The sequence below is a fragment of the Janthinobacterium sp. LS2A genome (assembly GCF_036543145.1).
In the GTDB taxonomy this organism is placed as follows: domain Bacteria; phylum Pseudomonadota; class Gammaproteobacteria; order Burkholderiales; family Burkholderiaceae_D; genus Janthinobacterium; species Janthinobacterium aestuarii.
This window is the reverse complement of sequence record NZ_JAZHPB010000001.1, coordinates 446,284-470,310: the sequence shown is the minus strand read 5'-3', so window position 1 is coordinate 470,310 and position 24,027 is coordinate 446,284. Positions and strand designations below refer to the sequence as shown.

Annotated in this window: 20 protein-coding genes; 7 read left to right on the top strand and 13 right to left on the bottom strand. The window is 64.1% G+C overall.

From position 1 onward, the window contains the following. Positions 1-19: 19 nt before the first annotated feature. The 4 genes from V3C40_RS02165 to V3C40_RS02150 form a co-directional block, all read right to left on the bottom strand. Positions 20-2,182, bottom strand: coding sequence for a hypothetical protein (locus V3C40_RS02165; protein WP_331776365.1), 2,163 nt, complete (start codon positions 2,180-2,182; stop codon positions 20-22). Between the two features lie 10 nt (positions 2,183-2,192). Further along, complete coding sequence (locus V3C40_RS02160) at positions 2,193-3,548, bottom strand: hypothetical protein (RefSeq protein WP_331776364.1); 1,356 nt, start codon at positions 3,546-3,548, stop codon at positions 2,193-2,195. A gap of 4 nt (positions 3,549-3,552) precedes the next feature. Next, positions 3,553-4,287: a hypothetical protein gene (locus tag V3C40_RS02155; RefSeq protein WP_331776363.1), complete on the bottom strand. Its 735-nt coding sequence runs from the start codon at positions 4,285-4,287 to the stop codon at positions 3,553-3,555. A 74-nt stretch (positions 4,288-4,361) separates the two neighbouring features. Beyond that, positions 4,362-4,928: a hypothetical protein gene (locus tag V3C40_RS02150; RefSeq protein ID WP_331776362.1), complete on the bottom strand. Its 567-nt coding sequence runs from the start codon at positions 4,926-4,928 to the stop codon at positions 4,362-4,364. 413 nt (positions 4,929-5,341) lie between these two features. On the opposite strand from V3C40_RS02150, the gene V3C40_RS02145 reads away from it, so the two are divergent. Together V3C40_RS02145 and V3C40_RS02140 are read left to right on the top strand one after the other, a co-directional pair. Then, positions 5,342-7,129, top strand: coding sequence for a DUF1800 domain-containing protein (locus V3C40_RS02145; RefSeq protein ID WP_331776361.1), 1,788 nt, complete (start codon positions 5,342-5,344; stop codon positions 7,127-7,129). Positions 7,130-7,139: 10 nt separating this feature from the next. Beyond that, positions 7,140-8,579: a DUF1501 domain-containing protein gene (locus tag V3C40_RS02140; protein WP_034755498.1), complete on the top strand. Its 1,440-nt coding sequence runs from the start codon at positions 7,140-7,142 to the stop codon at positions 8,577-8,579. Here the strand turns inward: V3C40_RS02140 and V3C40_RS02135 are convergent. After that, positions 8,576-9,424 (bottom strand): dioxygenase family protein, encoded by an 849-nt coding sequence (locus V3C40_RS02135; RefSeq protein WP_034755497.1) that lies wholly within the window; start codon positions 9,422-9,424, stop codon positions 8,576-8,578. The two genes, V3C40_RS02140 and V3C40_RS02135, sit on opposite strands and share 4 nt — an antisense overlap. A 131-nt stretch (positions 9,425-9,555) precedes the next feature. Next, positions 9,556-9,834: a hypothetical protein gene (locus V3C40_RS02130; RefSeq protein ID WP_034755494.1), complete on the bottom strand. Its 279-nt coding sequence runs from the start codon at positions 9,832-9,834 to the stop codon at positions 9,556-9,558. Between the two features lie 193 nt (positions 9,835-10,027). Between V3C40_RS02130 and V3C40_RS02125 the strand changes: the two genes are divergently transcribed. Both V3C40_RS02125 and V3C40_RS02120 read left to right on the top strand, forming a co-directional pair. Further along, entirely contained in the window at positions 10,028-10,717 is a 690-nt protein-coding gene (locus tag V3C40_RS02125) for a response regulator transcription factor (protein WP_070302760.1), read from the top strand. Positions 10,718-10,719: 2 nt separating this feature from the next. Next, positions 10,720-12,198, top strand: a complete 1,479-nt coding sequence (locus tag V3C40_RS02120; RefSeq protein WP_219329889.1) for a sensor histidine kinase — start codon at positions 10,720-10,722, stop codon at positions 12,196-12,198. Positions 12,199-12,236: 38 nt separating this feature from the next. Here V3C40_RS02120 and V3C40_RS02115 read toward each other — a convergent pair whose 3' ends face one another. The 5 genes from V3C40_RS02115 to V3C40_RS02095 all read right to left on the bottom strand — a co-directional run bounded on the left by V3C40_RS02115 (position 12,237) and on the right by V3C40_RS02095 (position 15,752). Next, a complete protein-coding gene (locus tag V3C40_RS02115; RefSeq protein WP_331776360.1) occupies positions 12,237-12,578 on the bottom strand; it encodes a FlxA-like family protein in 342 nt (113 codons plus the stop codon). Between the two features lie 122 nt (positions 12,579-12,700). Continuing rightward, on the bottom strand, positions 12,701-13,270 hold the full coding sequence (gene dcd, locus V3C40_RS02110; RefSeq protein ID WP_034755486.1) for a dCTP deaminase: 570 nt from the start codon (positions 13,268-13,270) through the stop codon (positions 12,701-12,703). Positions 13,271-13,403: 133 nt separating this feature from the next. Continuing rightward, on the bottom strand, positions 13,404-14,204 hold the full coding sequence (locus V3C40_RS02105; RefSeq protein WP_331776359.1) for an alpha/beta fold hydrolase: 801 nt from the start codon (positions 14,202-14,204) through the stop codon (positions 13,404-13,406). Between the two features lie 58 nt (positions 14,205-14,262). Further along, positions 14,263-14,958, bottom strand: a complete 696-nt coding sequence (locus V3C40_RS02100; RefSeq protein ID WP_331776358.1) for an HAD family hydrolase — start codon at positions 14,956-14,958, stop codon at positions 14,263-14,265. Positions 14,959-14,990: 32 nt separating this feature from the next. Next, positions 14,991-15,752, bottom strand: coding sequence for a sulfite exporter TauE/SafE family protein (locus V3C40_RS02095; RefSeq protein ID WP_034756294.1), 762 nt, complete (start codon positions 15,750-15,752; stop codon positions 14,991-14,993). A gap of 149 nt (positions 15,753-15,901) precedes the next feature. On the opposite strand from V3C40_RS02095, the gene V3C40_RS02090 reads away from it, so the two are divergent. After that, on the top strand, positions 15,902-16,825 hold the full coding sequence (locus tag V3C40_RS02090; protein WP_331776357.1) for a LysR family transcriptional regulator: 924 nt from the start codon (positions 15,902-15,904) through the stop codon (positions 16,823-16,825). A 21-nt stretch (positions 16,826-16,846) separates the two neighbouring features. On the opposite strand, the gene V3C40_RS02085 is transcribed toward V3C40_RS02090, so the two are convergent. Both V3C40_RS02085 and V3C40_RS02080 read right to left on the bottom strand, forming a co-directional pair. Next, positions 16,847-17,356 (bottom strand): hypothetical protein, encoded by a 510-nt coding sequence (locus tag V3C40_RS02085; protein WP_331776356.1) that lies wholly within the window; start codon positions 17,354-17,356, stop codon positions 16,847-16,849. A gap of 90 nt (positions 17,357-17,446) precedes the next feature. Then, a complete protein-coding gene (locus tag V3C40_RS02080) occupies positions 17,447-19,870 on the bottom strand; it encodes a DNA internalization-related competence protein ComEC/Rec2 (protein WP_331776355.1) in 2,424 nt (807 codons plus the stop codon). Between the two features lie 203 nt (positions 19,871-20,073). On the opposite strand from V3C40_RS02080, the gene V3C40_RS02075 reads away from it, so the two are divergent. Next, positions 20,074-20,907, top strand: coding sequence for a class I SAM-dependent methyltransferase (locus V3C40_RS02075; protein WP_331776354.1), 834 nt, complete (start codon positions 20,074-20,076; stop codon positions 20,905-20,907). Between the two features lie 1,131 nt (positions 20,908-22,038). Beyond that, a complete protein-coding gene (locus V3C40_RS02070; RefSeq protein WP_331776353.1) occupies positions 22,039-24,024 on the top strand; it encodes a helicase-related protein in 1,986 nt (661 codons plus the stop codon). Positions 24,025-24,027 lie beyond the last annotated feature (3 nt).

Sequence of the window (24,027 nt, the reverse complement as noted above, 5' to 3'; positions counted from 1 at the left end):
CACGCGCCCCGCTCCCGTCCTAGACGCTGCGCAGCTGCTGGCTCAGGCGCTGGCGCAACAACACCGAGGGCATCGTCGATTCGACCACCGGGTCGTTGCTGTCGACGGACAGGTCGACCCCGGTGGCGGCACGGTAGCCGTGGATATAGCCCTGCACTTGCGGGCGCCAGAAACGCGCCCAGTTGAACGCCTGGGTCGGCTCATAAATGTCGCTCCAGTTGCCGTAGCGCACGGAGAGCAGCAATTGCTCGCCAAAGATGGCCAGGTTACGGAAATGCATCACGCTCGTATCCGTCCAGCCCTGCAGTTTTTTCATGGCGTCAACCCTGTCCATCCACGGTTCCGGATACGCGACCATCACGCGCGTCGGTAAAAATTCACGGAATTCGGGGCGCGCCAGCATCCATTGCTGCATCAGCATCTCGATGCGCGCCGTCGACGGCAAGTCGCCGAACTGGTTGTGGGCGCCCTGCGACAGGATCAGGTGGATTTCCTTCAAGGCATTGAGCACGGGGAAGGCGTCGGCCTTCACGGTGGTGTCGTCATCCTGCTTGTAGAACGAAGTCAGCAGGCGCAGCAAGTGGTGGAACGCTTCCAGGAATTTGGAGCGGCTATCGGCTGGCCGGAAGTGCTGCACTGCCTTGCCGTCCAGGCGCACACCGTAGTGATGGTCATACTCATAGTTCCGGCGCATCACGGTCAGCCGATGCTGTTCATCCTGCGTGTATCCCCACAGCAAATTATTCAGCGGACGCAGCATGTCGATTTCCGTGTTCGACAGGGGGTCGAGATGGTTGCCCGGCGCGCGCAGGTTCTGGAAGCGTTGCGCGATGGCGTTCATGGTTTGCACGAGCATGCCCTCTTCATGCCAGTACGACCAGATCAGTTCCAGCAGGCAAGGATTGGCCAGCTTTTCCTGGATGATGCCAAAGCACAGGTCCACTTCGCCTTCCTGGCCGCGCGGGATGCTGATGGGAATGTCGGGCAGCTTGCGGCGGATCACGGCCAGGTAGGGCAAGGTCTGGAAGCCGTCGATGTTTTCCAGGTAGTCATTGCGCAGCACGGTTTCCAGGTCACGCCCCTGGGGGATGTCGCGCCGGTCCAGGTAAGCGTTGTCCTCGGCCGGATTGAAGGCCAGCGGCTGGTTCAGCACGCCGCAATTGACCATCACGAACGCTTCCGTCGCCACTTTCAGCACGCGGTAGGAATCGGCATCGGAAAACGGCAGCGCGCGGCGCTGCTTGAGCTGCTGGAACATCTCCGTCTTTTTGACGAAGCGTTCCTGCTCGAAGCCGCGCACGCTGGCCAGGTCGCCGCAAAACAGGCTGTCCATGAAATGCAGGTAATTTGTAAACGACATCGCCTCGGTGCTGTTGCGTATCAGGGTCCACAGCGGCAAGTCTTCCGTCGGCTCCGTTTCCGTGCGCGTCAGCGACACGCCCACATTGCCCGAGATCGGTTGCGGCTGGCGCTCTTCCGTCTCGTATTCCGCATCCAGCGCCAGCATGGCGTTCGGGCTCAGCCCTTCCGGCACGGGCAAGGCGCTGCGCAGTTCGGGCCGCTGCGACAGCATCATCTGCCCCATGAAACGGTGCATGCCGGCGCGCCGCACCGGGGTGGAGAAAGCGTTCGGCGTGCCGCGCAGGGGTACCCATGGCGCGGCGGCCAGCACCTGCACCTGGTCGCGACCATCGGCGCTTTGATCGCCGTCAAACGAGATCGTGGCCACGGCGCGGTCGCCCACCCTGCCGAAATTGCAGTCGCTGGGATGGCAATCGGCCGTTTCAAACGCCAGCGTCACCTGCGGGTTGAGCTGTGGCGTGAAGCACAGCACGGCACTGCAGCCGGCCTGCACCGTCACGCACTGGGGCGACGTGGCGGGGAAATTGCCATACACCCCCACGTAGCTGCCCGTCGCCAGGTCGGTAAACACGGTGCCGCCACGCCCGTCCGTCCAGCGCACGCTCACCAGCATGGCGGGGGCGGGTACCCAGGTGGCGGCATTGAACAGATGGCAATCAGCATCATTGCCCCGGTACAGGCTGATGGCGGCATTGACGACCATGGCCCCGCTATCCTGCTCGTGCACGGTGACGGCGATGCTGCCGCCGTGGTGTTTCGGACCCGCCTGGCCCGCCCCTCTGTTCTTGCCACCCATATTGCTGCTCGTCTTGCTGCTCATGTCATTCTCCTCAATGGATAATCAAACGGGATGCCAGGGGCGGCAGCGGCCTGCCGGACTGGCGGCCATGCCGCACGACATCGGCGCACAGCTCCGACGTGTCCAGGGTGCTGCGCAGGGCCCAGTGGGTCAGCAAACGCCCCAGCAGCTCGCTTTCGTCTTCCGGGCTCAAGGTGCCGCTGGCGCGCGCCTGGCCCAGCACGGCGAAGACCAGGGTCGGCGCGGCCTGGTACATCTGCGCCGGCGCCAGGGTCCAGCTGCGCAACAGCTGCGCCAGCACGGCCGGCTGGCGCGTGTGCACGGCCATGGCCTCGGCCAGCGAGCCACCGCGCAAGGCCGGCGGCCGGTGCTGCACTAGCAAGCCCACGAGGGCCGCCATGCTGGCCTGCAGCTGTTCCAGCAGCCGCTGCCGGGCCGGCGGCAGACCAGCCAGCGGGTAGTACGACAGCCACAGCTGCTCCAGGCGGTCCCATTGCGGATGCGGATACAGGGCCCGCCCCATGGCGCAGCTCAGGCGCACCCGCAGCCATGGCACCGGGTGCGGATCGTCGATATTGAGGCGGAAAACAAACACGCGCGGCAGGCTGACCACGCCGATCAGGCCCAGGGTGGCGGCCACGCCGACCCGCGCCAGCGACCAGAAATCGGCCACGATCTCGGAAATCCACCGTTCCCACAGCTGCCACACGTGCACGGCACCGCTGCCGCCGTGCTGCATGGCTTGCAGCACGGGCCGCAAGGACGCCACCAGGTCCAGCAGCGCCGCGCCCTGGTGGCCCACCTCGTGCACGAGCGACGAGGCGATGCTGCTGCCGATCATGCGTTCGCGCGGCAGGCGGATGATGGCGACGGGATTGTCGCCGCCACCGGGCAGGCGCGTGCGCGCGCGGCGGATGGCCGCGCCCGGCCCCCGGTCCAGGTAGCAGATCACGGGCGGCGCCTGGTACACATTGCCGGGCAGCGCCAGCGCGTCGGCGGCAACGATGTCGAGGCCGGCCAGCCACACCCCCGTCTTGTGCTCGCTGCGCTGCGTGATGACTTCGTTGAACAGGTCGAACTGGGTCAGCGCGGCATTGAATTTCAGGCGCAGGAAGGTGAAGCGGCGCTGTGCCTCGGCGGCCGTGGCCATGCTGGCGCCGTCGGCGTGCTCGCGCCGCAGCCACCACTGGAACTGGGCCACCATGCGCCGCAATGCGCGCCGGCCCTGCACCAGCTGGCTTTCGATGGCCGACTGGGCGCTGGGCATCAGGGCGGCCGCCAGCACCGTCGGCTCGATCAGCGCGAACGGTTCCAGCCGCGCCAGCCGCGTCAGCAGCGAGCGCGCCTCCTGCGCCAGCATCCAGGCTGCGTAAGCGCCGATGGCCATGATGTCAGACGCCGTACAGGACGATTTTGTGGCCCTGGCGCGCCCAGCGTCCGCTGGCCGGGCGCATGCCGCCCTGGCCCTGGCCGCGTCCGACACCCTGCGTCATGCCGCCGCCCGCACCGGCGCCGCTGCCGTTCTGCGTGGCGACCTGGCTGCCGGGGCGTCCCAGCAAGCCGGGCGCGAACTGGCGCGCCGCCGCGCTGGCGGCCGCCTGGGCGATGGCGCGCGGGTCGCCCGCACCGCGTGCCTGCGCGGCGCGGTTGACGGTGTCGGCGGCCAGGCGCACGAACTGCTTGGCGCCCTCGAATTCGCGGTCTTCGTTCGACGACGCCTCCGCTTCCAGCCCCAGCGCGTTGCCGGCGGCCGAGGCCAGGCCGCTGCCGATCTTGGCGCCCAGCGGGCCGCCGAAATAGCCGCCGATGGCGCCGCCGGCCAGGGGAATGGCTTTTTTCGCTACGCCCTTGAGCACGCCGCCGATGGCTTGTCCCACGGGCGACTTGATGATGCCGCCCGCCACCGAGGCAGCCTTGCGCAGGAAATTGCCGAGAAACTGTTCCAGTTCGGCTTCATTGCTGACCGACAGCAGTTCATTCGCCAGTTCCATTTCCTCGGTCTCGGAAAACATGGCGTTCGCGCCCCCCTCGCCGCTCCACTCGCCCTGGCCAAACTCGAACTGTTCCGCTTCAAAGCCGGACATCTCCTGCCCGTATTCCAGGGTCGTACGATCTAAGTCATGCATGATGAGCTCCTAAAAGTTAGCACCTTGGTTGAGACCTCAGTTGACACTACAGCGCCGGACAGATGGCCGTCCGGCTAACAATCGAGCACGACGATGTGCCCGCCCTCGCGGCGCCAGCGGCCACCGTCCCGCACCGGCGTTTGCGCCGCCTGCCTGAGCAAGCCTGGCGCCACGCTGCGCGCCACTTGCAGCAAGGCCGTTTCCACCCTCGCCCTGGGCGTGCGCGCGTCCGTGCCGCCGTCCTGCGCCAGCGCCGTATTGACGGCATCGATCAGGTGCACGACCTGGCGCGCCAGTTCGAATTCCTTGTCTTCCGGGCTCAATCCTTCCAGTTCCATGCCGAAGATGCCGGCCGCGCGCCGCTTGAGCGCCTGCGGCGAACCGCCATGCAGGGGCAGCAGGGACGCCACCACCTTGCCCAGCAGCTGGCGCAGCGGCCCTTCCAGCGGCGTGCCGCGCACTTGCTGGCCCGCCGCCGTGGCACCCAGCTGGCGCGCCAAAAAGCCATCGAACTGGGCCGGCGCCTGCAATTCCAGCAACTGCGCCGCCAGTGCCAGTTCATCTTCCTGCTGCAAAGGCAGCATGCCCGGCGCTTCAGGCAATTCCATTTCGGGACGATAGGCGAGCAGACGGCTGGTCATGGCAGACTCCGGCAACAAGGGAAGGCACGCGGCCCATGCCCTGTTATCGCAAGGGCCGTGCCAGCAAGGACAAGGGAGAGGAGCGGGTAGCGGCGAACGGCGTTTCGCCGATAGCGTAAAAACCATGGTTTCCGGCGAAGCTGTTTTCGCCCTGTCCATGAGCTTTCAAACAAGCTTAATTCGATGAAATTTATTACGTCGCCTATCCGCAACAGTGACCGCGATCGGCAAAAAATATTTTTTATTTTCAAACAGTAAAGTTCGCTCTACAGCTTCAAAAACAACCACAACATCATGCCAACGTCCGGCAACTGAAAACGTGGCCAACACGTAAATAGTTAATTGAAAACAGGATTTTGGTAGCTAAGGCCTACAATTAACGGGCTAGAATTTGATTGCCTGAAAGAAACTTAATGACTGATCCTACTTTGCGCCGTTTACTGGCCATCACATTGTTCAGCCTGCTTTCCGCCTGCGGCGGTGGCGGCGACAGCAAAACCGGCTCCATCCAGAACCCGGACATCTCGGTCGTGCCGCCAGCGAACGACGCCTCCGACAGCTCGGCGGGCGATACCATCCCGCCTCCCCCCCTGACCACGCCCCCAGCCAGCCGGACGGCCGTCACCTTCACGCGCCAGGAAGCGTCGCGTTTCCTGGGCCGCGCCACGTTCGGGCCCAATATGGCCGCCATCGACGCGCTGGCCGCCAGCGACAGCGAAGCGTGGTTCCGCGCGCAGTTTTCCAAGCCGCAAACCTTGCACCGGAAATATATCGACGCCATGCTGGCGACGCAGGCCGCCGGCGGGCAAGCGGTCGGCTTTACGGGGATGTATGAAACGTTCTGGCAGCAGGGCATCCGCGGCGAGGATCAATTGCGCCAGCGCATGGCCTTTGCCCTGTCCGAAATCTTCGTCATTTCCATGCAGAACGAGTCCGTGCGCCCAAGAGTGCGTGGCGTGGCCAGTTACTACGACATGCTGGGCCAGCATGCTTTTGGCAACTTCCGCAATCTGCTGGAAGGCGTGGCCCTGCATCCGATGATGGGACTGTACCTGTCCCACCTGCGCAACCAGAAGGAATCGGCGACGCGCACGCCCGATGAAAACTTCGCCCGCGAAGTGATGCAGCTGTTTACCATTGGCCTGTACCAGTTGAATGCGGATGGCAGCCTGAAACTGTCCGGTGGCAAGCCCATCGATACCTACACGCACGATGACGTGGCAGGCCTGGCTCGCGTCTTTACGGGCTGGAGCTGGGCCGGTCCGGACCAGAGCGACGCGCGCTTCTATGCCAGCACGACCGACCCCGACCGTGACTGGAAGCCGATGCAGAACTACGCGGCCTTTCATTCCAGCGGCGACAAGCGCTTCCTGGGCCAGAGCATCTCCGGCGCCAGCAGCGGCCAGGCCGACCTGAAACTGGCGCTCGACACCTTGTTCAACCACCCCAATACGGGGCCGTTCTTTGCCCGCCAGCTGATCCAGCGCCTGGTCAGCAGCAATCCCAGCGCCGCCTACGTGGGCCGCGTGGCAGCCGTGTTTGCCAACAATGGCAGCGGCGTGCGCGGCGACATGCAAGCCGTCATCCGCGCCGTGCTGCTCGATCCGGAAGCGCTGGCCCCAGGCGGCACCACCTTGCGTACGGGCAAGCTGCGCGAACCGCTGCTGCGCCTGGCTGGCTGGATGCGCGCCTTCGATGCCAAGCCGGCCAGCGGCCGCTACACTCTGTATTACCTCGACGACCCTTTGAGCGGCCTGGGCCAGAGTCCCTTGAATCCATCCTCCGTGTTCAGTTTTTTCCGCCCCGGCTATACGCCGCCCAACTCCGCCCTGGCCGGCGCGGGCCTGGTGGCGCCGGAACTGCAGATCACGGCTGAACCATCGGTGACCGGCTATCTGAACTTCATGCAGGAAGCCATCAACAGCGGCGTGGGCGACGGCCGCGCCATCAAGCCCGACTACACGCGCGAACTGGCGCTGGCCGCCGACCCGGGCGCCCTGCTCGACCGCATCAACCTGCTCCTGATGCATGGCAGCATGCCCGCCAGACTGCGCGGGCAAATCCTGACCGCCGTCAATGGCATCAGCATCCCTGCGGCCACGGCCAGCAATGCCGCCCAGGTAGCCGCCGCCCAGGCCAGCCGCGTCAAGCTGGCCATTTTCCTGACCATGGCCTCGCCGGCCTACCTGGTACAAAAGTAAGAGCGATCACATGCAAAACACCCCATTTTCCCGCCGCCGCTTCCTCGGCTCCATGCTGAGCCTGGCCGGCACCACGGCCGCCCCCTTCGCCCTGAACCTGGCCGCCATGGGCAATGCCGCCGCGCAATCGGCCGGCGACTACAAGGCCATGGTCTGCCTGTTCATGGCAGGCGGCAACGACGCCTTCAACACGGTGCTGGCCACCGATCCCACCTCGTGGGCTGAATACACGCGCTTGCGCAACACGGGCGGCGGCGATTCCATCCATCTGCCCGATGTGGGCCAGACGGGCGGCGTCTTGCCCATCGTGCCCGCCACCGCGCAAACGGGCCGCGCCTTCGCCCTGCATCCCCAACTGGCGCCCCTGAAAGGCCTGTTCGACAATGGCCGCGCCGCCATCGTGGCCAATGTGGGCACGCTGATCCAGCCGGCCACCCTGGCGCAATACAAGGCGGGCAGCGTGGCCTTGCCACCCAAGCTGTTTTCGCACAACGACCAGCAATCGACGTGGCAGTCGGGTTCGCCGGAAGGCGCCACCGTGGGCTGGGGCGGCCGGGTGGCCGACGTGGCCGGCTCGCTGAATACGAATGCCATGTTTACGGCCATTTCCGCTGCGGGCAATACCGTCTTCCTCAGCGGGCGCCAGGTGCGCCAGTTCCAGGTGGGCCAGGCAGGCGCCGTGCCCATCCGTGGCATGAGCGGCAGCCTGTATGGCAGCACGGGCGGCGCGGGCGCGCTGCAAGCCATCATCAACGAGGCGGGCAGCGACCTGATCGAACAGGAACACGTGGCCGTCGTTCAGCGCGCCATTTCCAGCCAGAGCGTACTGAGCGGCGCCATGCTGGCGGCCGGCACGGGCGGCGTGCCCAATCCGCCGCCCTACATCAATCCGAACACGGGCGCGTCCGGCGTCAATCCGCTGGCCGTGCAATTGCAGACGGTGGCGCGCATCATCGGCGGGCGCGGCGCCCTGGGGGCAAAACGGCAAGTGTTTTATGTGACCCTGGGCAGCTTCGACACGCATGACCGGCAAAAAGTGCTGCATGGCGACCTGATGGCGCGTCTGGCCCATGCGCTCGCATACTTCGACACAACCCTGGCAGCTCTGCAGGGTGTGGATCTACGGCGCCAGGTGACGACGTTTACGGCGTCGGACTTCGGCCGCACCTTCAGCAGCAACGGCGATGGCACGGATCACGGCTGGGGCGCCCACCACTTTGTCGTGGGCGGTGCCGTGAAGGGCCGCGACATCTATGGCGCCTTCCCCGTCACGGGCGTCGGCCATGCGCTGGACGTCGGTTCCGGCGCCCTGCTGCCGACCACGTCCGTCGACCAGTACGGCGCCACCCTGGCCAAATGGTTCGGCGTGGCCGACAGCCAGCTGGCCGAGGTGTTCCCGAACATCGGCAACTTCAGCCGGCGCGACCTGGGTTTCATGACGGTGACTTAACCGTTCACGGCGATCACCAAGGTGGCGACGTAGCCATCGGTGGCATTGCCCGTCACCGTGGCCATCTGCAGGCGGGTGCCGTCGCTGAAAACGTTGTCGCTCGCATAGCTGATCTGCGCCAGGTTGCGCACGCTGGCCGTGTAGCCGCTGGCCGCGTAGGCCTCGTTCAAGGTTGCCATCGGGAACGTGAATTGCGAGGTCTTGATGCGGTTCGAGGCAGAGGCCGCCCTGGCCAGGCTCGGGTAGACCTCAAGATGCACGTGCGGCATGCGTCCCGCGTAACAGCCGGGAAAGATGGTCGTAAAGCTGAGGTTGCCAGTACTGTCCGTTTCCTGCACGCCGCGCAGGTAATTTTGCGCCGTGACGCCGCTCGAATACAGTGAATACAGGCCGTCGCGGTCGCAATGCCATACATATACGGCGTAGCCGGCCAGGCTGACGCAGCCGCCGCTGGCGTTGAGCAACTGCAATTGGATGGTCAGTGGCACGCCCGCCGCCACACCGGTGGCGCCATTGAAACTGGCGCGGATATCGCCGCGCACGACGCCCGACTGGTTCAGCACGTTGACGATGCTGCCGCCATGCGTGTTCGTGCCATCGGCCGGATAGGGCCCGCCCGTTTCTTCGGGGATCACCGTGCAGGCGCCCGTGGCGGGTGTCGCCAGCGTGCCCGTGCTGGCGCCGTTGCCGGCCGCCGTGGTGCCGGCGGCCGAACCGCCGCCGCAGCTGATCAAAGGCAAGGTGGCGGCGCCGGCCAGCAGCCAGCGCAGCACTTGCCGCCGTTCAGCCGCCTGCCGGCGCATCATTTCGAGGTCGGATGCCAGACCGTGATCATGTAATTCCATATATATTCCATCAAATGGGGCAAGCCCGCCAGGGCGGGGCTCAGGCTGGCGCACAGGTACAACACCTGCGTGGTCCGTCGCGAAAGCGCCTGGATGCGCATGCTGGCTATCCCTGTGCTCGCGCCGGCCGCTTACTCGGCGCGCTCAAGGTGGCGCGGGCCCTGGCGGCCGTCGTGCCGCTGCTGCGCCTGCTGGCGCTGTTCCGGGGTCAGCACGGCTAGCAATTGCTGCTCAAGGCGCGCATGGGCGTAGGTGGCGGCAAAAACCTTGTCCTGCTGTGCTTCGTTCAGCCCGATGCCATGCAGAAACGGCGGCAAGCCGGGCGGCGGTCCTGGCTGGGCCAGCGCCAGCAAGGGCATGCTGCAGGCGGACAACAGCAACAGGGATAGCATGATGCTCAGGTATTTCATCGGGATTTCCTTTCGTAACGGTCAGCCCTGATTGTCGGCGCCTGGCGTGTAAAGCAACGTCAGGGCCGCGTAAAAGCACGTAAAGGAAGGGCAGCAAATGTAAGCGAACGTGTGTAAAAGCGGGTAAAACCACGCTGAACAGCGCCTGTTGACTGCTATCATCGGACGATATTCACCCGAAAAAAGCACAGGCATGAGCAAGGTTTTGTTAATCGATGACGACGTGGAACTGGTCGGCATGTTCCAGGAATACCTGACGCAGGAAGGTTTTGACGCGCGCGCCGTGCATGACGGCGAAAGCGGCGCGGCCGAAGCGCTGACGGGCCTGTACGCGATCGCCATCCTCGACGTCATGATGCCGCGCATGAATGGCCTGGAAACCCTGCGCCGCATCCGCGCCGGCAGCAACCTGCCCATCCTGATGCTGACGGCGCGCGGCGACGATACGGACCGCATCGTTGGCCTGGAGCTGGGCGCCGACGATTACGTGACAAAACCGTGCACGCCGCGCGAGCTGACAGCGCGCATCCGCGCCATCCTGCGCCGCGCCCAAGCGGCGCCGCACGATGCGTCGGGCCTCGCGCCCCTGACCGTGGGGCAACTGACGATGTGGCCCGAACAGCGCCGCGTTGCCTGGGCCGGCGCGCACCTGGAGCTGACGAGCACGGAATTCAATTTGCTGGAAGTGCTGGTGCGCCATGCGGGCAAGCCCGTGAGCAAGAATCAATTGTCGGAACTGGGTCTGGGCCGCCCGATGGCCCGCTTCGACCGCAATATCGACGTGCACTTGAGCAGCCTGCGCCGCAAGCTCGGCAGCCTGGCCGACGGCCGTTCCTGCCTGCAGACCGTGTACCGCCTCGGCTACCAGCTGATCAAGGAGTAAGCGTGGGCCGTTTGTTCTGGAAGTTTTTTCTGTGCATCATGCTGGCGCAAGTGACGGCCACCATCGGCATCGGCGGCACCTTCTGGCTGAAAAACCGCGCCGCGCAGCAGGAGCGGGCCCTCGACATCGACACCAGTCCGCCCGCGCAAATGATCATCGAGGCCGCCAGCGCCACCCTGGAAGCGGGTGGCAGCCAGGCATTGCGGCAATTCCTCGGCAAGCTCGAACGCATGCGCGTATTTGCCGTCGATGCCAAAGGACAAGAATTGATGGGCCGCACGGTGCATGCCACCATGCTGGCCAAGGCGCGCGCCATGCTGGGACAGGGAGAGGGCCAGGCCCATCCCGTCGTGCGCGACGCGGCCGGCAGCGACGGCAAGCGCTACCTGCTGTTCCTGCCCTCGTCCGAACGCTTCCGCAATGCCGAGGCGGGCGCCGCGCGCGACACGCTGAACGCCGTCGCCATGAGCGGCCCGCGCGCCATGGGACCCGGTCCGCAGCCCCACGCAGCGGGCGCGCCGCCGCCGCGCGGCGAATTCAGCCGCGGCCCGCCCCCGCGCATGGACACGCCCTACCGCACCTTTATTCCCCTGGCCGCCGCCATCGCCGCCAGCCTGCTGTTCTCTTTCCTGCTGGCCTGGTATTTTGCGCGCCCCATCCGCGACCTGCGGCAGGCGTTCGAGGCCGCCTCGCACGGCAACCTGGCGCCGCGCTTTCAGGCCAACGGCAAGCGCGGCGATGAATTGACGGACCTGGGCCGCGATTTCGACCGCATGACGGGCCGCCTGCGCAACCTCATGGATAGCCAGACGCGCCTGCTGCATGACGTCTCGCACGAACTGCGCTCGCCGCTGGCCCGCTTGCAGGCCGCCATCGGCCTGGCGCACCAGCAGCCGGAAAAGATGGCTGCCTCGATGCAGCGCATCGAACGCGAAAGCGAACGCATGGATAAACTGATCGGTGAGTTGCTGACCCTGTCGCGGCTGGAAGCCGGGGCCGGGCACACGCACAGCGAAGACGTCGGCATCGCCGACCTCGTGCACGACATCGTGGACGACGCCCGCTATGAAGCGCGGGCGCGCCAGCTGGACATCGCGCTGGCGGGCGACGCGGCCATGGCCGACGCCAGCGTCACGGGCCAGCCCGAATTGCTGGCGCGCGCCGTGGAAAACGTCGTGCGCAATGCCATCAAGCACAGCCCCGATGGCGGCACGGTGGAAGTGGATCTGTCGCGCCAGACCGGCTGGCTGCGCATCGCCGTGCTGGACCGGGGCCCCGGCGTGGCCAGCGCCGATCTGGCCCGCATCTTCGAACCGTTCTTCCGTGCCAGCAATACCCAGCACAGCACGGATGGCCACGGCTTGGGCCTGGCCATCGCCCAGCACGTCATCAGCGCCCATGGCGGCCGCATCGGGGCCAGCTTGCGCAGCGGTGGCGGCTTGTGCGTGGAAATGCTGCTGCCCGTCAAAACGCCAGGCTGACCTGTCGGCGAGCCTGGCGTCTTATTTGTGATGTGCTGTTAGGCCTGCGTATCGATGATGCTGCCCAGGGTCGACGCGCTTGACCTGGCCGGGCTGGCCGCCGTCTCGGCGCTGCCGGCCGTCTGAGCATCCTGTTGCGCCGCCTGTTGTGCGGCCGCCGCTTGCAACTGAGCAATCTGCGCCTGCAAGGCCTGGATTTGCTGCGCCAGCTGCTGCTGCAGCTTTTGCGACGCCTCCGTCTGCTCGCCCTTCTGCGATTCCGTCAATTGCTTTTGCGCCGCCGTGATCTGCTTTTGCAGCGCCGCGATCTGCGAGCCGCTGCCCGTACTGGCGCTACCGGCCGCGCCGACTGCGCCGCCCGAACCGATTGCCGCTACCATACTGCCTCCTCAGTGTTTCGATACCAAGGTTAACGGCAGGCATGGGGCGCGGAACTAGTGCGGCCGGTGTAAAGGCAGGTAAAGGCATGTAAAGAAGGCGGTCACCCCGCCCTGTGCCGCAATCAGGTCTTCGGCAATGTCACCCCGACCTGGCCCTGGTATTTGCCGCCACGATCCTTGTACGACGTTTCGCACACTTCATCGGACTCGAAGAACAGCACTTGCGCCACGCCTTCGTTGGCGTAGATTTTCGCCGGCAGCGGTGTCGTGTTGGAAAACTCCAGCGTCACATAGCCTTCCCATTCCGGTTCGAACGGGGTGACGTTGACGATGATGCCGCAGCGCGCATAGGTACTCTTGCCCAGGCAAATCGTCAGCACGTTGCGGGGAATGCGGAAATATTCCACGGTACGGGCCAGCGCAAACGAGTTCGGCGGGATGATGCAATAGCCCTTGCCCGACACGTCGACGAAATTGTTCGCGTCAAAATCCTTGGGGTCGACGATGGTCGTGTTGATGTTGGTGAACAACTTGAACTCGTCGGCGCAGCGGATGTCATAGCCATAGCTGGACGTGCCGTAGGAAACGATGCGGTTGCCGTCGCGTTCCTTGACCTGGCCCGGTTCGAACGGCTCGATCATGCCCGTTGTTTCCGCCATGCGGCGTATCCATTTATCGCTTTTAATCGTCATCGCAGGGGTATCTTTCTAGAATATCGGAATGGCTGGGGCCGCACGCCTGGTGCAGGCGCGGCCCGGATGGCAGGATTTTACGCGAAAATCCGCCGCTGTTGGCCCCCATCCCCTGAAAATCCTCGGCGATATTCTATTGTTTCGCCAGCAATGCCGTGATCATCTCGCGCACCACTTGCGCCGTCAGCTCCGGGTTTTCCATGGGAAACAGATGGCCGCCCGGCACCTGGCGGAAGAACTTGCCGACCAGCTTGCGCGTAGCCGTCAAGCCCGCCTGGCGGCATTCCACCGATTCCGTGCCGCCAATAAAGCCGATGGGGACAGGAAAACCGTCCTTGACGAGGCCGCCGATATGGTGCGGCAAGCTGCGATACACCTGCGTTTCCACTTCCCGCGTAAAGCGCAGCTGCACCCCTTCCGGATGAGGAACCAGACCGCTGTTGATGTAGTCGCGCAACACCTGCGGCGCCCAGATGGCGAACATGTCCTTGGCCGCGAAGTGCTCATACGCGGCTTGCGCATCGGGCCACAGCTTGCGCCGCCTGGCGGAAAAACGTGACGGCGAGAAGCGCTCGCCCAGCGCCGTGTTGCGCGCCAGCCGCACCAGCAAGGCGCGCCAGCCCGCCACCACGGGCGAATCGAGCAAGACCACGCAGCGCACGAGGTCGGGACGCTGCTTGGCCACCATCACGCTGAGCATGCCGCCGAGCGAGTGGCCGACGAGGATCACGGGGCCGCTGTAGCGGCGCTCGAGGTCGTCGATATACTCGCGCACCAGCTCGGGCCAGCCCGTGCTGACGGGGTATGCGGGGTCGTGCGCATGCATATCGAGCGCCTGCACGGTGTAGTGCTGGCCCAGCAAGCCGAACAGCTTGCGGTAGGTGCCGGCAGGATAACTGTTGGCGTGGGCAAAGTGCAGTTGCGGGAGGGTCATCGTGGGGCGGTGCCGGTGAATGCGATAGGCAATTGTAATGGCATGCCGGCAAGACGGATCAGAGGAAGGCCTCTAATTGCCCGTGCGCCGGCGCCATGCCGGGCACGAACGAGGCCAGCACTTCGCCCAGCTCGGCCATCGATTCGACTACACAAAATGCCCCATCAAACGCATGCTCGCGGTTCATGTGATTGCGCACGATGATGCATTCGAGCCCCGCTGCATTGGCGGCGCGCAAGCCGCGCGGCGAGTCTTCCACGGCCACGCAGTCGGCGGCGGCCAGGCCCAGGCGCTGCAAGCCCAGCTCGTAGCCGTCGGGCGCCGGCTTGCTTTCGCCATACATTTCACGCGTTAGCACGAAGTCGAAGTGCTTCAGCAAGCCCGTGGCCGCATGGCTGATCCGGAAATGCTGTTCGTAAGCACTGGTGACCACGCCCATGGCCACGTGCGGACGCAGCGCCGCCAGTACTTGCCCGATGCCGGGCATGGCCAGCCGGCGTGCCTGGCGCAAGCGTTCGGCAAACAGCTCCGTGCGCTCGGCCCGCAGGCGCTCGACCAGTTCGATCTCGTGGCCTTGCCCCAACAGCAGGTGCCAGGCGCCGTAGTTATTGTCCAGGAACCAGTCAAAGAATTGCTTTGGCGTCAGGTCTATGCCGTAAGGCAAGAGCAAGTCGCGGTTGCTTTCGTAAAACAGCTGTTCGGTATCGACCAGCACGCCATCGTTGTCCCACAGCACGCCCTGGATGGTTTTCATGGCTTGTTGTCGCTCTTGTTATCTATCAATACTTACTTGAAGAAGATGTCGTAGGACAACTTGACGATCAGCAGCACCAGCAACACGAGGAAGAGGATGCGCACGAAGGCGGCGCCGCGGCGCACGGCGATCCAGGTGCCCGTCAAGGCGCCCAGGATATTGCATACGGCCATCGGTGCGGCCACCGCATACACCACGTGGCCGGCGGGAATGAAGAAGGCCAGCGCGGCCACGTTGGTGGCGATATTCACCAGCTTCGAGCAAGCCGAGGCAAGGATGAAATCGAAGCCGAAGACGCGGATGAACAGGAAAATCAAAAAGCTGCCCGTACCTGGCCCGAACAGGCCGTCATAAAAGCCAATGGCGCCGCCGATGACGATGGCGAGGATGCGTTCGCGCGGACCGATGGGACGCGCTTCGCGGGTCGTGCCGAAATCCTTCTTGATGAAGGTGTAGATGGCCATGATGATGATCAACACCAGCACCATCGGGCGCACCACTTGCTGCGGCACGTAGGACACGGCCGCCGCGCCGATGAAGGACATGACGAAGGCGCTGGCCACGGCCGGCAGCACCAGCAGCCACGGGATATGCACCTTGCCGACAAACGAACGGGCGGCAAACGTGGTGCCGCAGGCGGACGCCAGTTTATTCGTGCCCAGCAAGGACGTCGAGGCCATGTTCGGCATCAGGTTGAACAGGGCCGGCAGCTGTATCAGTCCGCCCCCACCCACGGCGGCATCGATGAGGCCGGCAAAGAAGGCAAATAAACACAGCAGCGAGATGGTCAGCATGATAGGCAAGAAGGAATGATCGACAGCGGCAGTATAGGCGCCGTGGATTTTTTCGGATGCAACTTCAAATTGCGGAAAACGCAATCAGGCGTAACGCTTGACGGAATGCGCCCCATGCGGTCTACTGGCCTCTTTTGCCGGGAGTCACGATGTCGATGAAACTGATGTGGGAGATCCGCGCCTTCTGCACCGTGGTGGAAAAGCGCAGCTTCATCCACGCGGCGCGCATGCTGGGGCGCTCGCCGTCGGCCGTCACGCGCGCCATCCAGTTCCTCGAGGAAGCCATCGGCGCCGAGCTGATCCTGCGCACGCAAAAGCAGTTCACCCTGACGACGGCTGGCGAAACGTATTACGCGTCGGCCAAGCACTTGCTGGAAACGCAGGCCGAGGCGGAAGACCAATTGGCTGAGCTGAGCAACTCGCCGCAAGGCTGGGTGCGCCTCTCCGCGCCGGAAATTTTGTCGCTGGGCTTCTTGCCGAAAGTGGTAGCGCAATTTTCGCGCGACTACCCGAACGTCTCGGTGGACATCCATTTCTCGGACAAATCGATCGACCCCATTCAGGAAAAGCTCGACTTTGCCATCCGCGGCGCCTTTCCCCAGTCGAGCGAGCTGATCGGCTACCCCCTGTGGAATTACCGCCGCTACATGTACGCCTCGCCCGACTATATCGCCCGCATGGGCGCGCCCGAGGAACCGGAAGAGCTGGCCGGCCACGACATCATCATGCACTCGGCCCCCCGCATCCTGCGCGACTGGCATTTCGTCTCCGGCGAACGCAACGTGCGCTACCAGGTGCAGCCGCGTTTCCGCTTCACGTCGGGCATCGCCACTTTTCAAGCGGCCTTGGAAGGCGCCGGCATCGTGCGCCTGGCCAGCTGGCTGGCGGAACCCGCCGTGGCCGCCGGCACCCTGCGCCGGGTTTGCACGGCCTACCGGCTGACGTCGTCAAAGGAGCTCGATCCCAGCATCCATGCCGTGTATGGCACGTCGAGGATGGCCAAAGGAGCGCGACTGTTTCTCGAATATGTGCGGCAGCGGGGGCTGGAAATACCGGACGAGCGGCATGGCTGACGCTGCGCCGATGAATGGCGGCTATGGCTTGATGCGAACAGAAACAGGGGTTTTCAAGACCCACGCCACATCATAAATCGGCGCCGTGCCACGAAACGATATCGCGATGAGCTCCAGCGGCGTCACCGTGCCATGCGCGATAAAGGTTTCCACATAGCCGTCGGAACCCACATGGTGATAAGCCACCTCCTTCGCTTTCGCCAGCGGCGCCGGCCCGACACTGACCTGCCCCTGAAAGCGAAAAACCAGCACGCAGCCGGTTCTTTCCGCCTGCGAAAGTGCCCCCTGCAATCCCTGCGACAGCGTCACGTAGGCAAAAGCGCCTTGCAGCTGCCGCTGCTTCACTATGGCCTCGGCGGTTGGCACGTCCGTTACATGATACAAATACGGATGCTGCAGGCGAACGGCGTCTGCTTGCCGTCCCTGCAAATCATATGACAGCGTCTTCGACTGCTTGCTTTGGGAACGGATCCGCGCCTCAAAGCCGATCGCTGGCACGGCCGCCTTTTTCTTCCAACTAAACCAGCCCATCTTTATCCTTTCAGAATAATCCAGGCAGCTCCCGGGCTGCCTAGCCTGCCAAGCCATGACCGATATATACCATTAATGCAGCAGCGTCCGCTAGCGCCCATGCCAATACCGCGGCCGGCTGGCCCGATACCGCGTCACGTCGATATTGCCCCCGAACTCCAGCACCACCGCCCCCGTCACATCCGTGCGCAGCCGGGCAATGCCCATGTCGCCATAGCGCGCATACACTTGCGGCTTCGGATGTTTATAGCGATTCCTGTGTCCCACCTGGAAAATCGCCAGACTGGGATGGACAGCACTCAAAAATGCCGGCGTCGAGGACGTACCGCTGCCGTGATGGGGCGCCAGCAGCACGTCGGCCGCCAGTTCCCCCTCGGCAGAACGGGCCAGCAATTGGGCCTCCTGCGCCGCCTCGATATCGCCGGCCAGCAAGATCGAGTGCTTGCCAGCCGTGATTTTCACGGTGCAGCTGCGGGCGTTTGGCTTCAGGGCAATATCCGTGTGACTGGCGGGCAATGGGTGCAGCATGGCGAAGTGCACGCCTTCCCAGGTCCAGCTCTGGCCCGCCGTGCAGTGCAGATAAGGCCGGTGCGATTCCCGCTGGAACTCGACGGCCGGATGGCCATCGAACAGCGACGAGGCCAGCCAGCCCACCTGCACGTTCTCGAGCAGGGACATGGCGCCGCCCGCGTGATCGAGGTCGCTGTGGGAAATGATGACGCCGTCAAGTTTGGCTATGCCGCGTGCGCGCAAATAAGGCACGATGACCCTGCTGGCGCCATCGGAATCGAGGCTGTAGGCGGGTCCCGTGTCGTACAGCAGACGGTGGCCATGCGTTTCCACCAGCACAGCCATGCCTTGTCCCACGTCGAAGGCCGTGATCCACATGTGACCCTGTGGCGGACTGGACGGCAAGGCCGTCAGCAGCGGCAGCCAGCCCAGCATGCCCGCCCAGCGGTGCGGCCATCCGCGTGGCGCCAGCAGCCATGCCGTGCCAAACAAGGCCCAGCAAAAACTCCACGTTGGCGGCGCGGGCGCCGTCCACACGGCAAAGCGGCGCGCGCCCAGCCATTCCAGCACCTGCGCCAGCATCTGCACGATGGCGTGCGCCAGCAGCAACAGTCCATCGGACAAAGGCGCAGGCAGCAGGCTGCCCGCCAACGACAAAGGAGTGACGACCAGGCTGATGACGGGGATGGCCAGCGCATTGGCCACAGGGCTGACCAAGGACACTTGCGAGAACAGCAGCATCGTCAACGGCACCAGCCCCACCGTCACCACGTATTGCGTGCGTGCGCCCAGCGCCACGGCCCCGCGCAGGCGGCGCCAGCGGCCAGCCTGCGGCGGCATGGGCGCCGTGGTGCGGCCCGCCGTCGCGTACAGCATGGTGGCGACGGCACCGAACGACAGCCAGAAACCGGGCCAGAGCACGGCCCACGGATCGAGCAGCACGACCACGCCCAGCGCCAGGTACAGGATATGGCCTATGCTGGTGATGCGTCCCAGCCACAGGGCCAGCGCCACCACCAGCAACATATATAGAGTGCGCTGCGCTGGCACGCCGAAGCCGGCCAGCAGCACATAAAGAAAGGCCGCCAGCGCGCCAGCCAGCGCCGCCACCTTTTGCGCCGGCAGCCGCAAGGGCAGCTGCCAGTCGGTAAAGAATGAACGGCGCCACAGCGCACCCGCGCCCAAGGCGAACAGTCCCGCGATCATGGTGATGTGCAAGCCGGAAATCGAAATCAGATGGCTGACGCCCGTGCGGTTGAATACTTGCCAGTCCGACTGAGGAATGGCACGCTGGTCGCCCACCACCAGCGCCACGATCACCCCCGCGTACTGCTTGCCTTCCAGGCTGCGGGCGATGCGTGCGCGCAGGGCTGCGCGGCTGGCCTCCACCACGTTGCCGAAGCCGGGCACGAAGGCAGTCAGGCGCACGTTGGGCGTATCCGCGCGCGGCTGCGGCCGTACATAACCGGTGGCGCGCACGCCCTGCTCCAGCAGCCACGCCTCGTAATCGAAACCCATGGGATTCGCATTGCCGTGCGGACGCTGCAGCCGCACCGTGAGGCGCCAGCGCTCGCCCGGCTGCACGTCGCCCACCGCGTTCGTCACTGCATCGCGAAAACCCGCGTACCAGGACAGGGCAATCAAGGGCGGCACCTTCGCCCCAACCGCCTTCTCCACGGCAAAGTTGAAGCGCACGCCCTGCTCGAAGCGGTAGGGCAAGCTGGCAATGGTACCCGTAACAACAATGTCCTGCCCTTCGTCAGCCAGCGCCAGTTGCGGCGCCATGGCGGCCTGGGCCAGCCAGGCGGCCCAGTAAAAACCGAGGCCCACGCCAGCGGCAAGCGCAACAACGCCACGCCAGCGCGCGTGGCGGCGCAGCGCCAGACTAGCCGTGAACCCTACACCAGCGATCACCCACAGTAGCGTGCCCGCTTGCGATGGCAAGCTTGCCTGCGTCTGCAACCAGGCGGCGCCAGTGGCAAAGCCGAGTATCAGGGTGCGCATGGGGAGGCAGAATCAAGGCAGAATCAGCTCGTTGCGAAAAGGGCTCAGCTACTGTGATCGCTTTCGACTGTTTGCCGTCTGATCTGGCGCAATGATGCCAAGGATAGAAGTTCAGCACACCATCCGGCACCACCGCTGGAAAAATTTTCCCCATGCTAAGATGGCCATCCGGCGTTCAGGCGCCACGACTTAGCGGATCTGGCATGACCCCACTGACAGCGGCCGAGACCTATTTGCAAGACTTTCACCAAAGACAAGTCGGCGCGACCAGCGCCGCGTTTGCCCATCTGCCGGCCAGTTCGCCTGCCGGGAGTTGGGCTTCATCTTACGAAGTGTTGACCAGTCTGGTACCGGCCGTGGACACGCCCTTGACCGTACTCGACCTCGCCTGCGGCGACGGCCATCTGCTGGGTTTGCTGGCAGCGCGGCAACAGGCGCAGCTGCAACTGCTCGGCATCGACATGAGCCAGGGTGAACTGGCTGCCGCGCGCGCCGCCCTGCCCCCGTCCGTGCGGCTGCTGCATGGCCGCGGCCAGACGCTGGAACTGCCATCGGCCAGCGTCGATTATCTCGTCTCGCACATGGCGCTGATGCTGATGGACGACATCGAACAAGTCATGCGTGAAATCCGCCGCGTGCTGCGTCCCAATGGCCAGTTCGCGGCCATCGTCGGCCGCACTTTCCTGCTGGGCGAAGTCAACGACGTTTTCATGCGCGTGTTCAAGCCGATCGCCAGCACCGAGCTGCCGCCGCTGCGCTTTGGCGACCGCCGCACAGGGTCCGAAGCGGGCTGGCGCGAACTGCTCGATGGCGCGTTTGCGGACGTCGAATTCGACGACATCGACGTACCATGGACGCCCACGCCGGATGAACTGTGGACAGCCCTGCTGGATACCTACGACATCGACCGCCTGGACGACGGCGCCAGGCAACGCCTGCGCAACGCGTTCATGGACGCCTTGGCCCCGCTGCAAACCGGTGACGGCTTGATCGCCACCGGCTGGGGGCTACGCGCCGTACGCGCACGGGCGGCCTGAACTGCCATCGTCGCCAGTGACTGCCCGCGTCACCGGCAACAGGCCGCGATAGTGGCTGCCACGGCGCGCAGCACTGCTACTGTCCATTGCAGGTTTGCTGGCAGGCGGACCGTTCGGCGTTGCACTCTGCTTGAGCTGTACCGCCAGCAATGCAAGCACGCCATTCGGCAGCACAAGCGCTAGCGCAGCTTGCAAAGGCTGGCGTCGCAGTCACAGCCAAACCGAGGCCGGACGCAAAAAGAAATGCAGCGAGCTTTTTATTCATGGTGTTCTCCCAAAGTCGGATGGCTGATGAATCCCTGCGCGCGCCATCGACTGGCGCAGGGCCACATACACAAGTATGTCGGGTGTCATCGCAAGCTGGCAGAGCGTCAGCGCGAAGTGAAAAGTTCTGCGGCCGCCAGCAGATACTGGAGCACCGCCAAATCAAAGCCGTTCATATAAACGCGGCGCGTCCCGGCCGATAGCCAGACCAGCAGCCATAATAATGCCGCGCCTCGCCGTCAATTTCCGATATTTTGAAAACATGCCAAAATTTCCCTGGCGAAATCTGAGGCCATGATCAGCTCACCATTATTAATTGTCAAGACAATTCAATTCATTTCGTACTATCGGATAATTTCTCGCGCAATGAAAAATACGGTCGCAATAAATCGATAGAATGGGAAGGTTCGCTCAGTCATGCTGGCTACTGCTGGCGCATGGGAGCGCGACGACAACGACTCACTGCCTGGCAGACGCAAGAAAACAATCTGCTCGTGATACGAATATCATCACTGTGGATATCAATAGAAACTTACTCTTTGTCATTATCGGCAGTTAAATCTTCATAATCAAATTCACAGAATAAAACAAACTTAATAAAAATACATTCGCGAAATTTCCAAGCGAATAAAATTCATAAAAGAAACTGATAAACACAAAGAACCAGATACCACGCTCCGTGCTCAAGCAAATTGAATTCGACATTATGGAAACGCCGGGCTCAATGCCATTCAGTTTTTTATCCGGGCCATGGAAGCATCACTTTAAAAATCAGCGTTTCCGCAACAGCCACTCCGTGCGCTGCAAAAAATCTTTGCCCGGCGCACGGTATAATCGGCCTCGCTTACTTCAACACCCAGGCACGACATGACTTCCTCCCCACTTCCTCCCGATACTTCCACCGATATTTCCGACAGCAGCGAAGACAATAACGACGCCACCCTCGTCGCGGAACTGGGGGAGCTGGCCGAGCATATCCGTCTCGTCAAGATGGAAGGCCGCGTCTTCGTACGCTTTTCCGGCGTGGTCAAGGCGGGCCACCTGGTGGTGCCGTATGCGCTGGTGCCCGCACAGGGCGTGCTGGCGCGACCGGCCAAGTGGCGCAAGATGGACCGCGAGGCCAAGCTGGCGCTGGTGCGCGAACGGGCCAGCGCGGCCGTCTTCGAGGAGCTGCGCCAGCACGTGATCGATTTCGTCGCCGATATCGCGGGCCTGAGCGAGGACGTGGACACGGACCCGATGGTTTTCCTGCACACCCTGGCCGACATGCAGACATCCGAGCCGGCGGGCATGGTGTTCGACCGCATCCGCCAGCGCTTCCATCACGCCATCGAACGCCAGCAGGAAGAACAGCACGCGGCGCGCACGCGCCAGAGCATCAACCTGGCCGAATACCCCGCCTCGTTCGAGATGGCGCGCCGCCTGCCGCGCCGCTTCATCGCGCTGCTGGGTCCCACCAATTCCGGCAAGACGCACCGCGCCATGGAAGCGCTGGTCAAGGCAAAGAGCGGCATCTACCTGGCGCCCTTGCGCTTGCTGGCCCTGGAAAACTACGAGCGCCTGCAGGAAGCGGCGGCGCACGGCAAACCGCTGGCTGTGAGCCTGATCACGGGCGAGGAGCGCCGGGTCGTCGACGGCGCCACGCACGTGGCCAGCACGGTGGAAATGCTGGACACGAAAACCGTCGTCGAAGTAGCCGTCATCGATGAAATCCAGATGCTGGCCGACCCTGATCGGGGTGCCGCGTGGACGGCGGCCGTGTGCGGCGCGCCGGCTCACACCGTGTATCTGGTAGGAGCTCCCGAAGCGCGGCGCGCCATCGAGGCGCTGGCCGAGCGCCTGGAATGCCCGCTGGAAGTGCACGTATTAAAACGCATGGCGCCCTTGTCGATGGAGCCGACGGCCGTGCGCAAGGTGCGCAACCTGCGCCGCGGCGACGCCGTCATCGCCTTTTCGCGCCGCGAAGTGCTGATGTGGCGCGACATGATCACGGAAACGGGGCTGTCGGTGGCCACCGTCTACGGCAACCTGTCGCCCGAAGTGCGGCGCGCGCAGGCGCAGCGCTTCCGCGACGGCACGGCCGATATCGTCGTCGGCACGGATGCGCTGGCGATGGGACTGAACATGCCGATCGCGCGCATCGTGATGACCACCTGCGTCAAATACAATGGCCGCGAAGAGGAAGAGATTTCAGCCGCGCTGGCGCGCCAGATCGCCGGGCGCGCTGGCCGCTACGGCGTGCATGAAGAGGGCCTGGTGGCCGGCTACGACAACGAAACACATGAAGTGATGCGCGCCCTGCTGAAGGAAAAACTGCACCCGCTGAACACGAGCGGCTTTGCCGTGGCGCCGTCGCTCGAACATCTGCACCGCATTTCATCGGTGACGGGCGAACTGTCGCTGTCAAAACTGCTGCGCCGCTTCATCCACAATATCGACGTGCCGGACGGCTTCTTCTTCCCCCGCATCACGGAAGACCAGAAGGAGCGCGCTGTCTGGCTCGACACCCTGCCCCTGTCCGTGGCCGACAAGTTCACCCTGTCGCTGGTGCCGATATCGAGCAAGGTGCCGTCCTTGCAAACGGCGTGGGAACACTGGGCGAAGAATCTGTCGCAGGGAAAAGTCAGCACCCTGCGCCAGCATGCGTACGGCGGCGGCACCCAGAATCTGCAGCAGGTGGAAGACACTTGCCGCTACTACTCGGCGTATGCGTGGCTCAGCTACCGCCTGCCCGAATTCTTCCCCGATATCGCCGTGGCGCAAAACCTGTCGCGCGATGCGTCGGAGCGGGTCGATTCCATCCTGCGCGCGCACAATGCAGCGTCGCGGGGACGCTCGAAGAAATTCAGGTAAACG